11 protein-coding genes are annotated in these 14,450 nt (G+C 44.3%); 3 read left to right on the top strand and 8 right to left on the bottom strand.

All coding sequences use genetic code 11. The annotated features are described in order from the left end of the window. Positions 1-186: 186 nt before the first annotated feature. The 5 genes from ACQZ43_RS15400 to ACQZ43_RS15380 form a co-directional block, all read right to left on the bottom strand. The gene (locus ACQZ43_RS15400; protein WP_430613579.1) at positions 187-2,211 is read right to left on the bottom strand and encodes a TonB-dependent receptor domain-containing protein; all 2,025 of its coding nucleotides are present in this window, start codon (positions 2,209-2,211) and stop codon (positions 187-189) included. A 434-nt stretch (positions 2,212-2,645) separates the two neighbouring features. Next, positions 2,646-3,515 carry a 23S rRNA pseudouridine(2604) synthase RluF gene (gene rluF, locus ACQZ43_RS15395; RefSeq protein ID WP_430615706.1) on the bottom strand — a complete coding sequence of 290 codons (870 nt, stop codon included), beginning with the start codon at positions 3,513-3,515 and terminating at the stop codon, positions 2,646-2,648. A 49-nt stretch (positions 3,516-3,564) separates the two neighbouring features. After that, positions 3,565-4,443 (bottom strand): alpha/beta fold hydrolase, encoded by an 879-nt coding sequence (locus ACQZ43_RS15390; protein ID WP_430613578.1) that lies wholly within the window; start codon positions 4,441-4,443, stop codon positions 3,565-3,567. A 33-nt stretch (positions 4,444-4,476) separates the two neighbouring features. Beyond that, on the bottom strand, positions 4,477-5,256 hold the full coding sequence (locus ACQZ43_RS15385; RefSeq protein ID WP_430613577.1) for a zinc ribbon domain-containing protein: 780 nt from the start codon (positions 5,254-5,256) through the stop codon (positions 4,477-4,479). Positions 5,257-5,258: 2 nt separating this feature from the next. Then, positions 5,259-6,353: a Nif3-like dinuclear metal center hexameric protein gene (locus ACQZ43_RS15380; protein WP_430613576.1), complete on the bottom strand. Its 1,095-nt coding sequence runs from the start codon at positions 6,351-6,353 to the stop codon at positions 5,259-5,261. Between the two features lie 302 nt (positions 6,354-6,655). On the opposite strand from ACQZ43_RS15380, the gene lpxK reads away from it, so the two are divergent. Continuing rightward, the gene (gene lpxK / locus ACQZ43_RS15375) at positions 6,656-7,690 is read left to right on the top strand and encodes a tetraacyldisaccharide 4'-kinase (protein ID WP_430613574.1); all 1,035 of its coding nucleotides are present in this window, start codon (positions 6,656-6,658) and stop codon (positions 7,688-7,690) included. Further along, on the top strand, positions 7,653-8,465 hold the full coding sequence (locus tag ACQZ43_RS15370) for a purine-nucleoside phosphorylase (protein ID WP_430613572.1): 813 nt from the start codon (positions 7,653-7,655) through the stop codon (positions 8,463-8,465). Before lpxK ends, ACQZ43_RS15370 begins: the two co-directional genes overlap by 38 nt. A 98-nt stretch (positions 8,466-8,563) precedes the next feature. On the opposite strand, the gene gap is transcribed toward ACQZ43_RS15370, so the two are convergent. The 3 genes from gap to ACQZ43_RS15355 all read right to left on the bottom strand — a co-directional run bounded on the left by gap (position 8,564) and on the right by ACQZ43_RS15355 (position 11,734). After that, entirely contained in the window at positions 8,564-9,571 is a 1,008-nt protein-coding gene (gene gap, locus ACQZ43_RS15365) for a type I glyceraldehyde-3-phosphate dehydrogenase (protein WP_430613571.1), read from the bottom strand. A 45-nt stretch (positions 9,572-9,616) separates the two neighbouring features. Next, complete coding sequence (lipA, locus tag ACQZ43_RS15360) at positions 9,617-10,489, bottom strand: lipoyl synthase (protein ID WP_430613570.1); 873 nt, start codon at positions 10,487-10,489, stop codon at positions 9,617-9,619. A gap of 879 nt (positions 10,490-11,368) precedes the next feature. Continuing rightward, positions 11,369-11,734, bottom strand: coding sequence for a four helix bundle protein (locus ACQZ43_RS15355; protein WP_430613568.1), 366 nt, complete (start codon positions 11,732-11,734; stop codon positions 11,369-11,371). A gap of 1,204 nt (positions 11,735-12,938) precedes the next feature. On the opposite strand from ACQZ43_RS15355, the gene nhaA reads away from it, so the two are divergent. Further along, positions 12,939-14,276: a Na+/H+ antiporter NhaA gene (gene nhaA, locus ACQZ43_RS15350; RefSeq protein ID WP_430613567.1), complete on the top strand. Its 1,338-nt coding sequence runs from the start codon at positions 12,939-12,941 to the stop codon at positions 14,274-14,276. The last annotated feature ends 174 nt before the right edge of the window (positions 14,277-14,450 follow it).

Here is a 14,450-nt window from a genome sequence, read left to right as displayed (position 1 = left end):
TTCTATCCCTTAAAGGGCTTTGCGCTACAATAATACGGCGCTTTTAGACTGTGAACAAGGTGAATAGCGGCGTTTTACAGCAGTTAAAGGTCAAAAACCAACGAGGCGCTAAAAAAAACCTCAAGCCAAACGCAGTTGACTTGAGGAAAAGCAAATTAAAAAATAAATAAACAACGGACTGACTAACTAAAACTGAAATAAGGCACCGAGTTGGAAACGTCTTCCGTCCAATCTAAAGGTGTGCTCTTCTTTGGTGATTTCTTTGTTGAATAGATTGTAGCCCCCTGCGGTTAGCGACAACTGTTTGTTGACCTTCCAAACGCTTCCCAAATCGAGTAAAACATAGCTTGGAATCACGCTGTTGGCGCTGGAACGCCCCCAGGAAACCGCGGTTTTTTCTCGATAGTTGGCACGTGTCCACAGTTGAACAACCTTGGAAGGATCCCATTCCAAGGTGGAGATGACGATGTGTTTGGGCACGTTGGTTACGGCATAGCCCTTACCAGCACCCGATGTGATCTCGCTTTGGGTAAAGGTATAGGCGTTTTTGATTCTCAAGGCAGCGGTGAAATTCCAATTAAAGGTCAGCTCCATACCGAGCATTTTGGCGCCATCTAAATTTATGCGCTCCTCGATAAAGCGGTACGGGTTGCCTTGAAACTCCAAATTGCCATCGGCTAGTACCGGATATTTATTTCCGTGTTCCGCCACGTTTTTAGCGTCGATTCTAAAGGTCGAGAGCATGTCGTGAAAACGGGTGTGGTAAAAGGTTGCGCTGGTAGATATACCGTTGCCGTTGTCCCACATAGCCGTGATTTCCTGATTGAAAGAGGTCTCGGGTTTGAGGTCGGCATTGCCGATAATCACCCCCGGTATGGGCTGACTTCCCCCTCCGGTTATCTGACCCCATGCCGCGCTGCTTTGGCGCAATCCCGGTGCTTTATAGCCCGATGCCACACCGCCTTTGAGGGTAAGGTGCTCGTCTATATTCCAAATCAAATACCCTCTCGGGGTTATGCGTGTTCCGTAGTTTTCGTCTTTTTCAAAACGGCCCGCCGTAATCAGGTTGAGACTGGGGAGTATCGACCAGTTTCCCTCTGCGAATAGCGAGAGGTTCCAGCGGTCTATCTCGTTTAATCGACCCGCAGCCGTACTAAAGAGGTTGCCGGCATCTTCGAGCTTTTCCTGCCTGTATTCGCCACCGAGGGTAATGCGATGTTGGTACAGGCTAAAGTTGGTGTTGGAATTGATCAAAAGGCTTTTGTAGCTCATCGCACGTCCGGGATTGTCGGACTTGTCCATTTGCAGGTAGTTGATCGTTTTGGTTTTGCTGTAATCCCCCTCGTGGGTCAGCGCCCAACTGCCTCTCTCGTAATTGCTCACATTGGGTTTGCCCTTGATATCGGCAGATAAACCCGGCGTGCTTATCCGATCTTGTCGGCTGTAGTTATAACCCAGGGTGATGTGGTCCCTTTTGGTCAGTTGGCCGTTGAGTTCAATACTGCCGTTTTTCATCTTTTGCTCGTTATAACCGCCGATGATTTTATCCTCTTCTCTTTCCGAATACAAGCCACTGGCTTTGATGCCCAAATAACCCGGTATAATCGGACCCGATACGCTGGCATTGGCTTGGTAAATATTGCCGGAATCGACGTTTTCCTGAACGGTCAAATCCGAAGCTAGGGATCCGTACCAAGCGGTATGTGAGGCTTTGTGGGTGATGATGTTGATCACGCCTCCCATCGCATCAGAACCGTATAGCGAGGACATCGGACCCTTGATAACCTCGATGCGTTTGATGCTGGAAATCGGCGGCATCCAGCCCTGTTCAATACCGGAATTGTCGGAATTGGGACGGGTCTCTCTGGAGTTGACGCGCTTGCCGTCGATCATGATCAAGGTGTAAGCGGGATTTGCACCGCGTATGGAGATGTCCGAGGTGCTGCCTCCGCCAATAATCATCACGCCAGGCACGTCTTTTAAAGCATCGGTAATGTCGCGATACGCCTTTTTTTGGATCTCCTTTTGCGTAATTACGGATATGGTTGCCGGAGTGTTTTTAATCTTTTGCTCGTATCCCGATCCCGTAATGGTGATCTCGTTGAGTATACTGTCGTCTTTTCGGTTGCTGACCGTATCCTGTATTTGACTTTGCGCCTGCAATTGGGCACAAGTGAAAATCAGGGTACAGCAATGTAAATAGTACTTCATTTTTAACTAATTTTATTTAGACTTAATTAAAATTAGCCAAAAGTATCATAATTTCAAGTAGTAAAAAAACATTATTTAGAATTGTTTTAAATAATCCTTTTTACCGGCCGTCAATCTGATAGATAATTTATTAAAAATAAAAAAACTGCCTAGTAAAGGGCGGTTATATTTTTAAAGTGTAAAAATAAATTCCCTTTTTTATGAAAATAAAATATTTTTATTAAAGTTTTCATGCCTTTCACTTGCATTGCGACGGTTGAATTTTAAAGCGGGAAAACCAGTAAGCGGTAAAGGGATTGTGAGGGGTAGGGCAGTGCGTTAACGGCATTTAAAGGGGACGCTCTTTCGATAAAGCAATTGCAGGGAATCAGGAGTGTGGACGGCGGCTGTTCAACGCAAACGCGCATCGTTGAAGCGATGCGCGTGGCTGTATGTTATTCGGTATTGCCTCGTCTGGACGAGCGTCTTTCATTTTTGGGCGCCCGATCACGATCTCTAAAAGTCGTTTTCTCACGGTCGAATTTCTTTCTCGGTTTGGCGGTATCTCCTTCAGCAGTTGCCGGCAGTTCTTCCAAACTCGCCTCTTCGGTTTTGAGCGAAGGGACCAGCAATCGGTTGAGTTCGTCCAATTCCGCTGTAGTGATATCGCGGTACTGACCTACGGGCACGTCCAGCGATATATTGATGATGCGCACGCGTTTTAAGGCAACGACTTCATAGTCTAAATAGTCACACATACGGCGAATTTGTCGGTTCAAGCCCTGGGTCAAAAACATGCGGAAAACAAATTTGCTCACCCGTTCTACCCGACAGGGTTTGGTAATGGTGTCCAAGATGGGAATACCCCGACTCATACGCGTGATAAATTCCTCGGTAATTGGTTGGTCTACCGTGACGATATACTCCTTTTCGTGATTGTTTTTTTGTCGCAAGATCTTGTTGACGATATCGCCGTCATTCGTCATGAAAATCAAACCCTCACTGGCTTTGTCCAAACGGCCTACAGGAAATATCCGCTTGGGATAATTGATGTAATCCACGATGTTGTGTCGCACGCTTTGGTTGGTGGTACACTCGATACCTACGGGCTTGTTAAACGCCAAATAAATCGGTTTGTCGTTGGATTCTTGAATGCGCTTGCCGTTGACGATGATTTCGTCTTCCGCACACACCTTCATACCCATTTCCGGTAAAGCGCCGTTTACGGTTATGCTGCCTTGCTCGATTAAGCGATCGGCCTCTCTTCGGGAACAGTAGCCTACTTCCGATAGGTATTTGTTGAGCCGCGTGAATTTGTTTTCCATTTCCATAAGGCAAAAATAACCATTTTAAACTGGATTTTGTGCAAACTTTTTAAACCTTATGGGGAAATTGGGACAGCGGACTGATAAAAAGGGCTATACTGCGGTATACTTTCAAGTCTTGCAGGCTGTGTCCGAGATTTTCCGTAACCAACAGGGTGGTGTTGGGCGAGGCATTGGCAATGGAGACCGCCTCTGCTAGCGGTATGGTCTCGTCTGCGATGTCGTGGATCACCAAGGTGGGCAGGGCAATCTGCTGTATAAAGCGGTCGCTGTTGTAGTCTTCCAAAGACATGTTAATCATGTTTTCCAAGCGGCCGACCAAGTGGTGGTAGTTCCGATCGGAAAAGGAAAGCAGCTTTTGGAAGTTGCGCACGATGTTTTTAAACGCGTTGGGACAACCCAGTATGATGTTCTTTTCCAAATGGGGATAGCTGCTTTGCGCCAGCTGATAGAGCGACGAAAACGAACCCAAAGAATGGGAAATCAATATTTTTGGACGAAATTTTCGTAGTGCCAAATCGATAAAGGAAGCGTATATAGGCGGACTGAACTCCTTGCCGTTGCTCAGACCCTGTCCGGGTGCATCCAAGGTAATCAAGTGGTAGTTGCAGCCTTGCAGGTATTCGATCAGTTGTTGCCAGCGGCTCGAATTGCTTTGCCAACCGTGTATCAGCAATATAGTGGGGCCGCTGCCCGTCCACTGGTAGGTCTGTATTTGGTGCGGACCCAATTGCAAGCGCTCGGATCGAGCCGCTTGTAAAAATTGCGGCAGCCGCTCTGGACTTAACCGCCCGCTTTGCGGTGTGGAAAAAAGGGTATAGGCAAGAGCAGTACTTCTCTGAGCACTGAAAAAATACAAGACATTGAGAAAAATACCCAGGGTTTTGGAAACGGCGAAATCAGTGATTCGCTTGACAGTAGTTTGCATAAAAAAAGCCTCTAGAATAGAGGCTTAATTTAATTATATTTTTGCGATAATCGCTTCGATTTTCTCTCTTTCTTCTTCAGCCAACGCACTGTCAACTAAAATACGTCCACTGTGCTCATCGGTGATGATTTTTTTACGTCCGGCAATTTCCATTTGAATTTGCGGAGGTATGGTAAAGTAGGAACCTCCTGAAGCACCTCTTTCGATAGATACTACAGCCAATCCATTTCTAACCCCATTTCTAATTCTGGTGTAAGCCATCAACAAACGCTCTTCGATGTTTTCTTGAAATTCAATCGATTTCTCCAAAAGCAATTTCTCTTCGCGCTCTGTTTCAGCCATTATGCTGTTCAACTCGGATTCCTTGTGCTCTAAATGCGTTTGTTTCGCTCCTAAACGCTCTAGGGTTTCCGTGATGTTTGTCTTTTTGAATTCGATACTGGCTTTCATCTCTTTGATGTGCTTCTCAGCAAGCTCAATCTCTAGGTTTTGGAACTCAATCTCCTTGGTCAATGAGTTGAATTCTCTATTGTTGCGAACGTCTTTTTGTTGTTCTGTATATCTCTTTATAGAATCTTTGAAATTGTCGATAGACGTTTTCTTTTCTTTAATGCCAGTTTCTATATTGCTTAAATCCGATTGTAGTTTTTCTGAGCGCTTGCTTAATCCAGCAACTTCATCTTTTAAATCTTCTACTTCTAGAGGCAATTCCCCTCTCATATTTTTGATTTCGTCAATTCTAGAGTCAATTAATTGCAAATCGAATAGCGCTCTTAATTTCTCCTCAACGGTTAATTCTTTTTTCTTTGTCATATCTATAAGTAGTTAACTGGATTTGTATTTATACTCGATAAAATAATTGCAAAATTAGGCATTTTTTTTGTAAGATAGTCAACTATATAGTTTTTTGTATAGCGTTCGCTCTCAAAATGACCAATGTCGGCTAAAAGTATTTGATTTTCAGCCTCGTAAAACTGATGGTATTTTAAATCGGCCGTAATAAATGCATCGGCTCCTTGTTGAATTGCCGCTTTAATGGCAAAACTTCCCGATCCACCAAGCACTGCAACGCGCTTAATCGGTTTGTCGAGCAAGGCACTGTGACGGATTCCTCCGGTTTGCGTTCGGATTTTGACGTGTTCCAAGAAATCCTTTTCGCTCATGGCCGTTTCCAATTCGCCAATCATGCCCATTCCGATGTGCTGATAGCTGTTCTCTAAGGTGTAAATTTCATAAGCAACCTCTTCATAGGGATGCTGCGCAAATAGCGCGCGCAAAATCGACGATTCCAAGTGTTTCTCAAAGGTGACTTCGATTTTGGTCTCCGCTACCATTTCCAAATGGCCCGGGGTTCCCAATTGGGGCGTACTGGCTTCGTTTCCCCTAAAGCTGCCCGTTCCTTCAGAGGTGAAACTGCAGTGGTCGTAATTGCCTATCCGACCGGCTCCTGCGCCAAATAGCGCTTCTTTAAGCGCTGCCGCATCGGCAACCGCTGCGTAGGTAACGAGCTTTTTTAGATGTCCCGTTTTGGGCAACAATATCTGGGTCTGCGTCAGTTGTAAGGCCTCGCAGAATATTTTATTCACCCCTTCCTTGTGGTTGTCCAATGCGGTATGCACGGCATAGATCGCGATATCGTGGCGAATTGCCTTGATCACCGCGCGTTCCACATAGTTTTTACCGGTTATTTTCTTTAAACCCGAAAACAAAATCGGGTGGAAGCACACGATCAGGTTGCACTTTTGTTCCACGGCTTCCTCAATAACGGCTTCCAAAGCATCGTGGCATACCAAAATACCGCTAATGTCTTGCTGCGGATTTCCGACCAACAAGCCTACATTGTCAAAATCTTCTGCATAAGACAAGGGAGCCATTTCTTCGAGTATGTCGATAATCTGTTTGATCTTCATGATGTAAAATATAAAACGTTGGTTTCTCCGAAGAGATATTTCTCAAAGATAAAAAAAAATGCTACTTTCGTGATATGAAATCGCCGCGAACACCGTCTGAGCGACCAACAAAGTGGACGAAACAGCGCTTAGAGCACCAAAAGCCCTAAAAACGCGCGGGCTATGCCCGAAGAAGCGGTGCCTTGGCCGGCGTCAACGGACCTGATATTCGAGGCGCACCGCATGGAACGACTGCACTTGCCGCGCTTTTTTCTCGGTAGCGCGATGCCACAAACTGTTGCCAATTATAAAAGAATCGATTGATGCATATACTCCGAAAGTTACTCTTCCCCTTTTCCATTCTTTACGGTTGGATTACCGAAATCCGCACTATTTTATATCAAGTCCACCTCCTTAAAAGACAGTCGTTTTCCATTCCGTTAATCGTCGTGGGCAACCTCAGTGTGGGGGGAACGGGCAAAACCCCTATGGTCGAGTATTTGATTCGCTTGCTGTCGACCCACTACCGAACCGCAACTTTGAGTCGCGGGTATAAGAGGAGCAGCACGGGCTTTGTGCTGGCAGGTCCTCAAACTAAAATGGCCGAAATCGGCGATGAGCCCTTTCAGTACCATCAAAAATTTAAGGGAGTTACGGTCGCAGTCGAAGCCAAACGAGTACGTGGAATTCAAGAATTGCAGCGCTTAAAACCCGAATTGGAACTCATCCTCCTCGACGATGCCTACCAGCATCTGGCGGTTAAAGCCGACATGAATATTTTGCTAACCACCTATGCGGAACTCTATTGCGACGACTGGCTTTTGCCAGCGGGAAACTTGAGAGAGGGCAGAAGAGGCGCCCGCCGTGCCCAGATTGTGGTGGTGACCAAATGCCCCAAAGACCTAAGTGTCGCGGCACAACAACGGGTTAGACAGCGATTAAAACTACAGCCAAATCAAACTTTATTTTTTACCTATATCCAATTTGCTGCCGAAGTTTTTTCGAAAACAGAAAAAATAGCGGTATCTTTATTAGATGGCGAGCAAGTAATCTTGGTAGCGGGAATCGCCAAGCCCCAAAGCTTTTTTGACCATTTCAAAACTGCCGCAGCGGCCTGTATGACCTTTCCCGATCACCACGCTTTTTCTGCCCGCGATTTGGAGGCCATAATACAACGCGCCCAAGGGCGGAAAATCATTACGACAGAAAAAGACTATATGAGGCTTCAAGAGGTCTTGCCCGCAGAACAATTGTTTTATTTACCCATTCAAACCGCTTTTGTAGCCGATGCTGCAGCATTTGATCAAATCCTTTTAAATTATGTGGAACAAAATTCAAGAAACCGTTCAGTACATTAAAGAGAAAACCGCCTTTGAACCCGAAATCGGCATCGTATTGGGTTCGGGTTTGGGCAATTTTACCCAAGAAATAACCATAGAACACAGCATAGCCTTTTCCGATATTCCCCATTTTCCAACCGCCACAGTTGAAGGACACCGCGGCAGACTGATATTGGGTACGGTAGGCACCAAAAAAGTCATGGCCATGCAAGGGCGTTTTCACTATTATGAGGGATACGACTTGCAACAAGTAACCTTTCCCATTCGCGTGATGAAGTTTATGGGTATCGACAAACTCATCGTTTCCAATGCTTCGGGTGGAGTAAATCCCGATTTTAAAGTCGGTGACGTCATGATGATTTTAGATCACATCAACTTTATGCCCGAACACCCGCTTAGAGGAAAAAACGACGACCGCTTTGGTCCGCGATTTCTCAATATGCACAACGCCTATAATAGAGACTTTATTCAACGGGCGCGCAACATTGCCCAACAGCATCAAATCGACCTAAAAGAAGGCGTGTATTTTGGCTTGCAGGGTCCCACCTTTGAAACCTTGGCCGAATATAAAATGGTGCGTGTTTTGGGAGGCGATTGCGTGGGTATGTCCACGGTATCCGAAGTGATTGTAGCCCGACATCTGGGTATGGAGTGCTTTGGTATCTCGATTATATCCGATATGGGCGACGAAGAGGGAATCACTCAACTCAGTCACGACGAGGTGCTCAAGGCCGTACAAAGTGCCGAACCCCATGCCCGCAAACTCATCGCGGCGCTGATTGCACAGATTTAATACAGCGCCTTTCGACTGTAAAAGGCTAATTAACCATAAAAACGCATTAGACTCCTAGGAATAGGAGTCTAATGCGTTTTATAATTGGCAAAAACTTCTTAAGCCTGTTTTTTAGACATAAAGTAAATCAAATCGATAATGCGAGAGGAATACCCAACTTCATTGTCGTACCAGCCCACCACTTTGACCATTTTGTCCAAGGCAGAAGTCAGTTGTGCATCGAACAAACACGAATGGGTGTTGCCGATGATATCGACCGATACTATGGGGTCTTCGGTATAATCCAGTATGCCTTTTAAGGTGGTTTCAGACGCTTTTTTAAAAGCGGCATTGATCTCTTCGATGCTGACTTGACGACTCACATAACAGGTGATATCGGTCAAAGAGCCGTCGGGTACGGGTACGCGTATACCGCTGCCTCCAATCTTTCCATCGTATTCCGGAAAAATCTTGGTCAGCGCTTTGGCAGCACCGGTGGTGGTTGGGATGATCGATTGCGCCGCTCCACGGGCGCGTCTCAAATCCTTATGCGGCTGATCGTGTAAACTTTGATCGGTGTTATAAGAATGTATCGTAGTGATATACGCCTGTTCAATACCGCAGAGCTCTTTGAGCACCTGTATCATCGGTGCGGCATTGTTGGTGGTACAACTGGCGTTCGACACTATGCGCTCGTCTTGGTCCAATATGGATTCGTTGACACCCAAAACCACGGTTTTAATCCGATTGTCTTCGGGAGGTACCGATAAAATTACTTTTTGGGCGCCCTGTTTTAAATGCGGTTCCAATAGGGAGTAGGTCTTTCTCTTGCCGGTGGCTTCAATGACAAAATCCACCTGTAAGGCCTTCCAATCGATGTTTTCGATTTCGGCCTCTTGCAGATAGGGGACGCGCAAATCGCCAACCAGGAGGTGGTCATCGTCATGCGTAATCTTTTCTGGAAATATACCGTGAATACTGTCGTATTTCAACAGATGAGCCATGGTGTGTATATCGGCTAAATCGTTAATGGCAACTACTTCAATGGAAGGGTGCTGACGCAAGAGTCTAAATAGCGTTCTTCCGATACGGCCAAAGCCGTTAATGGCGATATGTATTTTTTGCATAGAAAAATTAAAAAAACAAGGTCGCTATAAAAGCGACCTCTGGAATTATAAAAGATGTTTTTGAGCTTTATAAGAGGAACGCACCAAGGCGCCGCTTTCCACATGTCTAAAACCGAGTTCTAAACCGATTTCTTCGTATTTTTTAAACTGGTCTGGCGTGATAAATTCCTTAACGGGTAAATGCCGCTTACTCGGTTGTAAGTATTGTCCAATGGTCAATATGTCCAAATTGACATCGCGCAACTCATTCATCGTTTGAATCACTTCGGCTTCTGTTTCCCCTAAGCCCAACATAATACCGGACTTGGTTCTGTTGATGCCGCTGGCTTTTAAATAGCGCAACACCTCTAAACTGCGGTCGTATTTGGCTTGGATACGCACTTCGCGAGTCAATCGACGCACGGTTTCCATATTGTGCGATACCACTTCCGGACGCACTTCAATAATGCGGTCTATATTTCTTTCGATACCTTGAAAATCGGGAATTAAGGTTTCCATAGTAGTCTCCAAATTCATACGGCGCACCGCTTGAACGGTTTCTGCCCAGATAATCGAACCCCCGTCCTTTAAATCGTCCCGATCCACACTGGTTAATACAGCGTGTTTGATGTTCATCAATTTGATCGAACGAGCCACTTTCTCCGGTTCATCCCAGTCGACCGTTTCGGGACGTCCGGTTTTTACACCGCAAAATCCACAAGAACGCGTACAGATATTACCTAAAATCATAAAAGTCGCCGTTCCCTCACCCCAGCATTCTCCCATATTAGGACAGCTTCCCGAGGTACAGATCGTATTTAATTTATATTTATCAACTAATCCACGTAATTCCGTATACTTTTGACCCGTCGGCAATTTTACTCGTAGCCACTTGGGTTTCCCCTGAGGAAGTATATTTGATTCTAAAACAGTTTCCATAATATTACAGTTCTTTCAAGCACAAAGATAATTAATCTACTTGGCATAAAATAAGTTTTATTCTTCTTTTAGCTGATTCGTTTATTTGCTGATTTGTTTATTCGCTTTGGATTGCGGTGAAGACTAAATGGCTACTTTTTTAATTCGGAAAATGAACTGGTATTTGCGTATTCGTCTTTTAGCTTATTCGTTTATTTGCTTATTCGTTTATTCGCTTTGGATTGCGGTGAAGACTAAATGCCTGCTTTTTTAATTCGTAAATGGAACTGCTATTTGCGTATTCGTCTTTTAGCTTATTCGTTTATTTGCTTATTCGTTTATTCGCTTTGGATTGCGGTGAAGACTAAATGCCTGCTTTTTTAATTCGTAAATGGAACTGCTATTTGCGTATTCGTCTTTTAGCTTATTCGTTTATTCGCTTTGGATTGCGGTGAAGACTAAATGACTACTTTTTTAATTCGGAAAAAGAACTGGTATTTGCTGATTCGTTTATTCATTTATTTGCGTATTCGTTTATTCGAGTATTCGTTTATTCGAGTATTCGCTTTGGATTGCGGTAAAGTCTAAGAGCTTGCTTTTTTAATTCGTGAAATGAACTGCTTTACATTCCTAAGCGAATCCGCGCATCATCGCATCCGCGCATCTGCAAATAAACAAATCTGCCTTTTTGATATGCACAATTAATCTGCTTTACATTCCTAAGCGAATCCGCGAATCATCAAATCCGCGAATCCGCGCAACAGCAAATCATCGCATCCGCAAATCATCGAATCTGCCTTGTTGATATGCAAAACTGAATTTCTTTACATCACTAGGCAAATCCGCGAATCATCAAATCCGCGAATCCGCATAAAAATAAATCATCGCATCCGCAATAAATCAAAATTCTTCTTTAATTTTTTTAGACAAGGCATTTAATTGATTGGTGATTTTTTCGATTTTTTCCCTAAATGATGAGTACTGATCTGTATTGATCAGTTCGAGGTCCTTGATGAGAATCAAAAAATTCAGCACTTCGATAGCAGAACTAAAGCTTTGATTAATGAATTTAGCTCTGTCTTTGGGGGTGTTTCTAGCACTACCTTCCGCTATATTTGCACAAATGCTCAAGGTCGCCCTTCTGATTTGTGAAGTGATACCAAATTTTTCGTCATCGGGAAAATGTGCGGTTAAAAGATAAATGTCTTTTGTAAATTCCTTGGCGTTTTGCCAAACTCTTAATCTTTCAAAATAGAATTCCCGCATTTCTCGTTGCTTTATCGGTTAACTACCATCCGTTTATCGATTCAAATTAGTGTGGTCGTCACCCAACCATTAGTGTAATATTGTCGTTGAAATCTATATTCGACGGCTCGTTGTTTTTTTGTAGAAGACTGATTTCTAATGTTTTTATGTGAAATCTAAAATAAAAAAAAATGACTGTACTGCAAAATTATGTTTGTTTATTTATTTGCTGATTCGTTTATTCATTTATTTGCGTATTCGTTTATTCGAGTATTCACGTATTCGCTTTGGATTGCGGTGAAGTCTAAGAGCCTACTTTTTTAATTCGGAAAAAGAACTGGTATTTGCTGATTCGTTTATTCGAGTATTCATTTATTTGCTGATTCGTTTATTCGAGTATTCATTTATTTGCTGATTTGTTTATTCGCGTATTCGTTTATTCGCTTTGGATTGCGGTGAAGACTAAATGACTACTTTTTTAATTCGGAAAATGAACTGCTTTACGTGATTTAGCAAATCCGCAAATCTGCCTTTTTGATACGCACAATTAATCTGCTTTACATTCCTAAGCGAATCCGCGCATCTGCAAATAAACAAATCTGCCTTTTTGATATGCACAATTAATCTGCTTTACATTCCTAAGCGAATCCGCGCATCATCGCATCCGCGAATCCGCCCAAAAACAAATCCCCCTTGTTGATCCGCACAATTAATCTGCTTTACTTTCCTAAGCGAATCATCGAATCATCGAATCATCGAATCCGCCTCTTTGATATGCAAAACTGAATTTCTTTACATCACTAGGCAAATCCGCGAATCATCAAATCCGCGAATCCGCGCAACAGCAAATCATCGAATCATCGAATCATCGAATCCGCCTCTTTGATATGCAAAACTGAATTTCTTTACATCACTAGGCAAATCCGCGAATCATCAAATCCGCAAATCCGCCCATCCGCCAAAAAACAAATCCCCTTGTTGATCCGCACAATTAAAGTATTTTACGGTACTAAGCAAATCCGCGAATCATCGAATCCGCGAATCATCGCATTCGCAAATCTGCAAATAAACAAATCCCCCTTGTTGATCCGCACAATTAAAGTATTTTACGGTACTAAGCAAATCATCGAATCATCAAATCCGCAAATCCGCAAATCCGCCCAAAAACTATTTGCCTAAAAAACTTAAAAAAAGTATCTTCGTTGGCGAATAAAAAAACACAACGATGGAGCAGCAAATTAAGAGTACCCCTATAGAGCGATGGATAACCAACCCTTTGAGTAACTGGGCGAGTAAATCTACTTCGGGAGGCATAGTATTATTTCTTGCGGCATTGTTCGCTATTTTTATGGCCAATTCGCCTTGGGCGGAGTGGTATCACGACTTATGGCAACACAAATTGGGATTTGGATTTGACGGCGATTTGTATTTAAATCTAAGTCTTCACCACTGGGTCAATGACGGACTTATGGCGGTTTTCTTCTTTGTGGTCGGACTCGAATTAAAGCGAGAATTAACTTCGGGCGAACTATCCTCGCCAAAAAAGGCGATGTTGCCGATTATTGCAGCCGTGGGCGGAATGGTTTTTCCCGCTTTGATCTATACGTTTTTTGCCTTTGGTACCGATGCGGCACACGGATGGGGAATTCCCATGGCTACCGATATCGCTTTTGCCTTGGGCGTACTACACCTTTTGGGTGATCGCGTTCCGCTATCGCTAAAAGTCTTCTTAACCGCTTTGGCTATTGCAGACGACTTAGGAGCCGTATTGGTCATTGCCATTTTCTATACCTCCGAACTGTCGATGATGCACTTGGGTATCGGACTCGGTTTTTTCGCAGTCCTGCTCCTCAGCAATTTTATAGGAATTAAAAACACCCTCTACTACGCCATTATCGGCATAGGTGGTGTGTGGTTGGCCTTTTTGCTATCCGGTGTTCACGCGACTATCGCTGCGGTATTGGTCGCTTTTGCCATACCCTCAACGGCCCGAGTAGGTGAAAACTATTTTGTAGCCAAAATGAATGCCTTACGCGATCGTTTTAAACAACTCGATCCCAAGGAAAAAATATCCAATCTAACCACAGAACAGGTGTATATAGTCGAAGAAATGGACACCTTGTGCACCGATGTCATCCCGCCATCTTACCGCTTGGAGCACGGAATGCACGGATTTGTAAGTTTTATCGTCATGCCGGTTTTTGCCTTGGCCAATGCGGCCATTCCCATTTCGATGGGCGAGGGTAGCGGTTTGAGTTTCGTGACTATGGGAGTGGCCATGGGCTTGCTGCTGGGCAAGGTCATTGGAGTGTCGGGGTTAACGGCATTACTGATCAAAACCAAATTGGTCAAAATGCCCGACGGTATGACCTATACCAATTTATTGGGATTGGGATTCTTAGCCGCCATCGGATTCACCATGTCGCTATTTGTTACCGAACTCGCCTTTGATGCCCAATTGCATCCCGAATTTCCCGGACAGGCCAAACTCGGTATTTTAATCGCTTCCGGTCTAGGCGGACTCATCGGATATGTATTGCTAAGCAGAAAGCCGCGTAACTAACACCTGCTTTGGGCGTTCCCCTGCGGGTCAGGCCTTCCACTATATCTTTGGCTGCGCTATCGCTGCGCCAAAGGATGCCGTTGCAGTCCTTAACGCGGGGCTGCTGCGGAAATACCCTTTTTGAGTACGACCATTCAAAGGCGCTTGTTAATAGCGCCAAAAAGCTATATTTGC

Origin of the sequence: Flavobacterium sp. JP2137, assembly GCF_050562195.1 — a bacterium.
Taxonomy (GTDB): domain Bacteria; phylum Bacteroidota; class Bacteroidia; order Flavobacteriales; family Flavobacteriaceae; genus Flavobacterium.
The sequence above is the reverse complement of the archived record's forward strand: the minus strand, read 5'-3'. Positions and strand labels throughout refer to the sequence as shown.

Bases quoted from the DNA above. Each gene is read 5' to 3' on its own strand.
- ACQZ43_RS15380 (WP_430613576.1), bottom strand. From the start codon at position 6,353: ATGAAGATCAAACAGATTATCGACATACTCGAAGAAATGGCTCCCTTG.
- gap (WP_430613571.1), bottom strand. From the start codon at position 9,571: ATGCAAAAAATACATATCGCCATTAACGGCTTTGGCCGTATCGGAAGA.
- ACQZ43_RS15390 (WP_430613578.1), bottom strand. From the start codon at position 4,443: ATGCAAACTACTGTCAAGCGAATCACTGATTTCGCCGTTTCCAAAACC.
- ACQZ43_RS15385 (WP_430613577.1), bottom strand. From the start codon at position 5,256: ATGACAAAGAAAAAAGAATTAACCGTTGAGGAGAAATTAAGAGCGCTA.
- ACQZ43_RS15400 (WP_430613579.1), bottom strand. From the start codon at position 2,211: ATGAAGTACTATTTACATTGCTGTACCCTGATTTTCACTTGTGCCCAA.
- rluF (WP_430615706.1), bottom strand. From the start codon at position 3,515: ATGGAAAACAAATTCACGCGGCTCAACAAATACCTATCGGAAGTAGGC.
- lipA (WP_430613570.1), bottom strand. From the start codon at position 10,489: ATGGAAACTGTTTTAGAATCAAATATACTTCCTCAGGGGAAACCCAAG.
- ACQZ43_RS15370 (WP_430613572.1), top strand. From the start codon at position 7,653: ATGTGGAACAAAATTCAAGAAACCGTTCAGTACATTAAAGAGAAAACC.
- nhaA (WP_430613567.1), top strand. From the start codon at position 12,939: ATGGAGCAGCAAATTAAGAGTACCCCTATAGAGCGATGGATAACCAAC.
- lpxK (WP_430613574.1), top strand. From the start codon at position 6,656: ATGCATATACTCCGAAAGTTACTCTTCCCCTTTTCCATTCTTTACGGT.
- ACQZ43_RS15355 (WP_430613568.1), bottom strand. From the start codon at position 11,734: ATGCGGGAATTCTATTTTGAAAGATTAAGAGTTTGGCAAAACGCCAAG.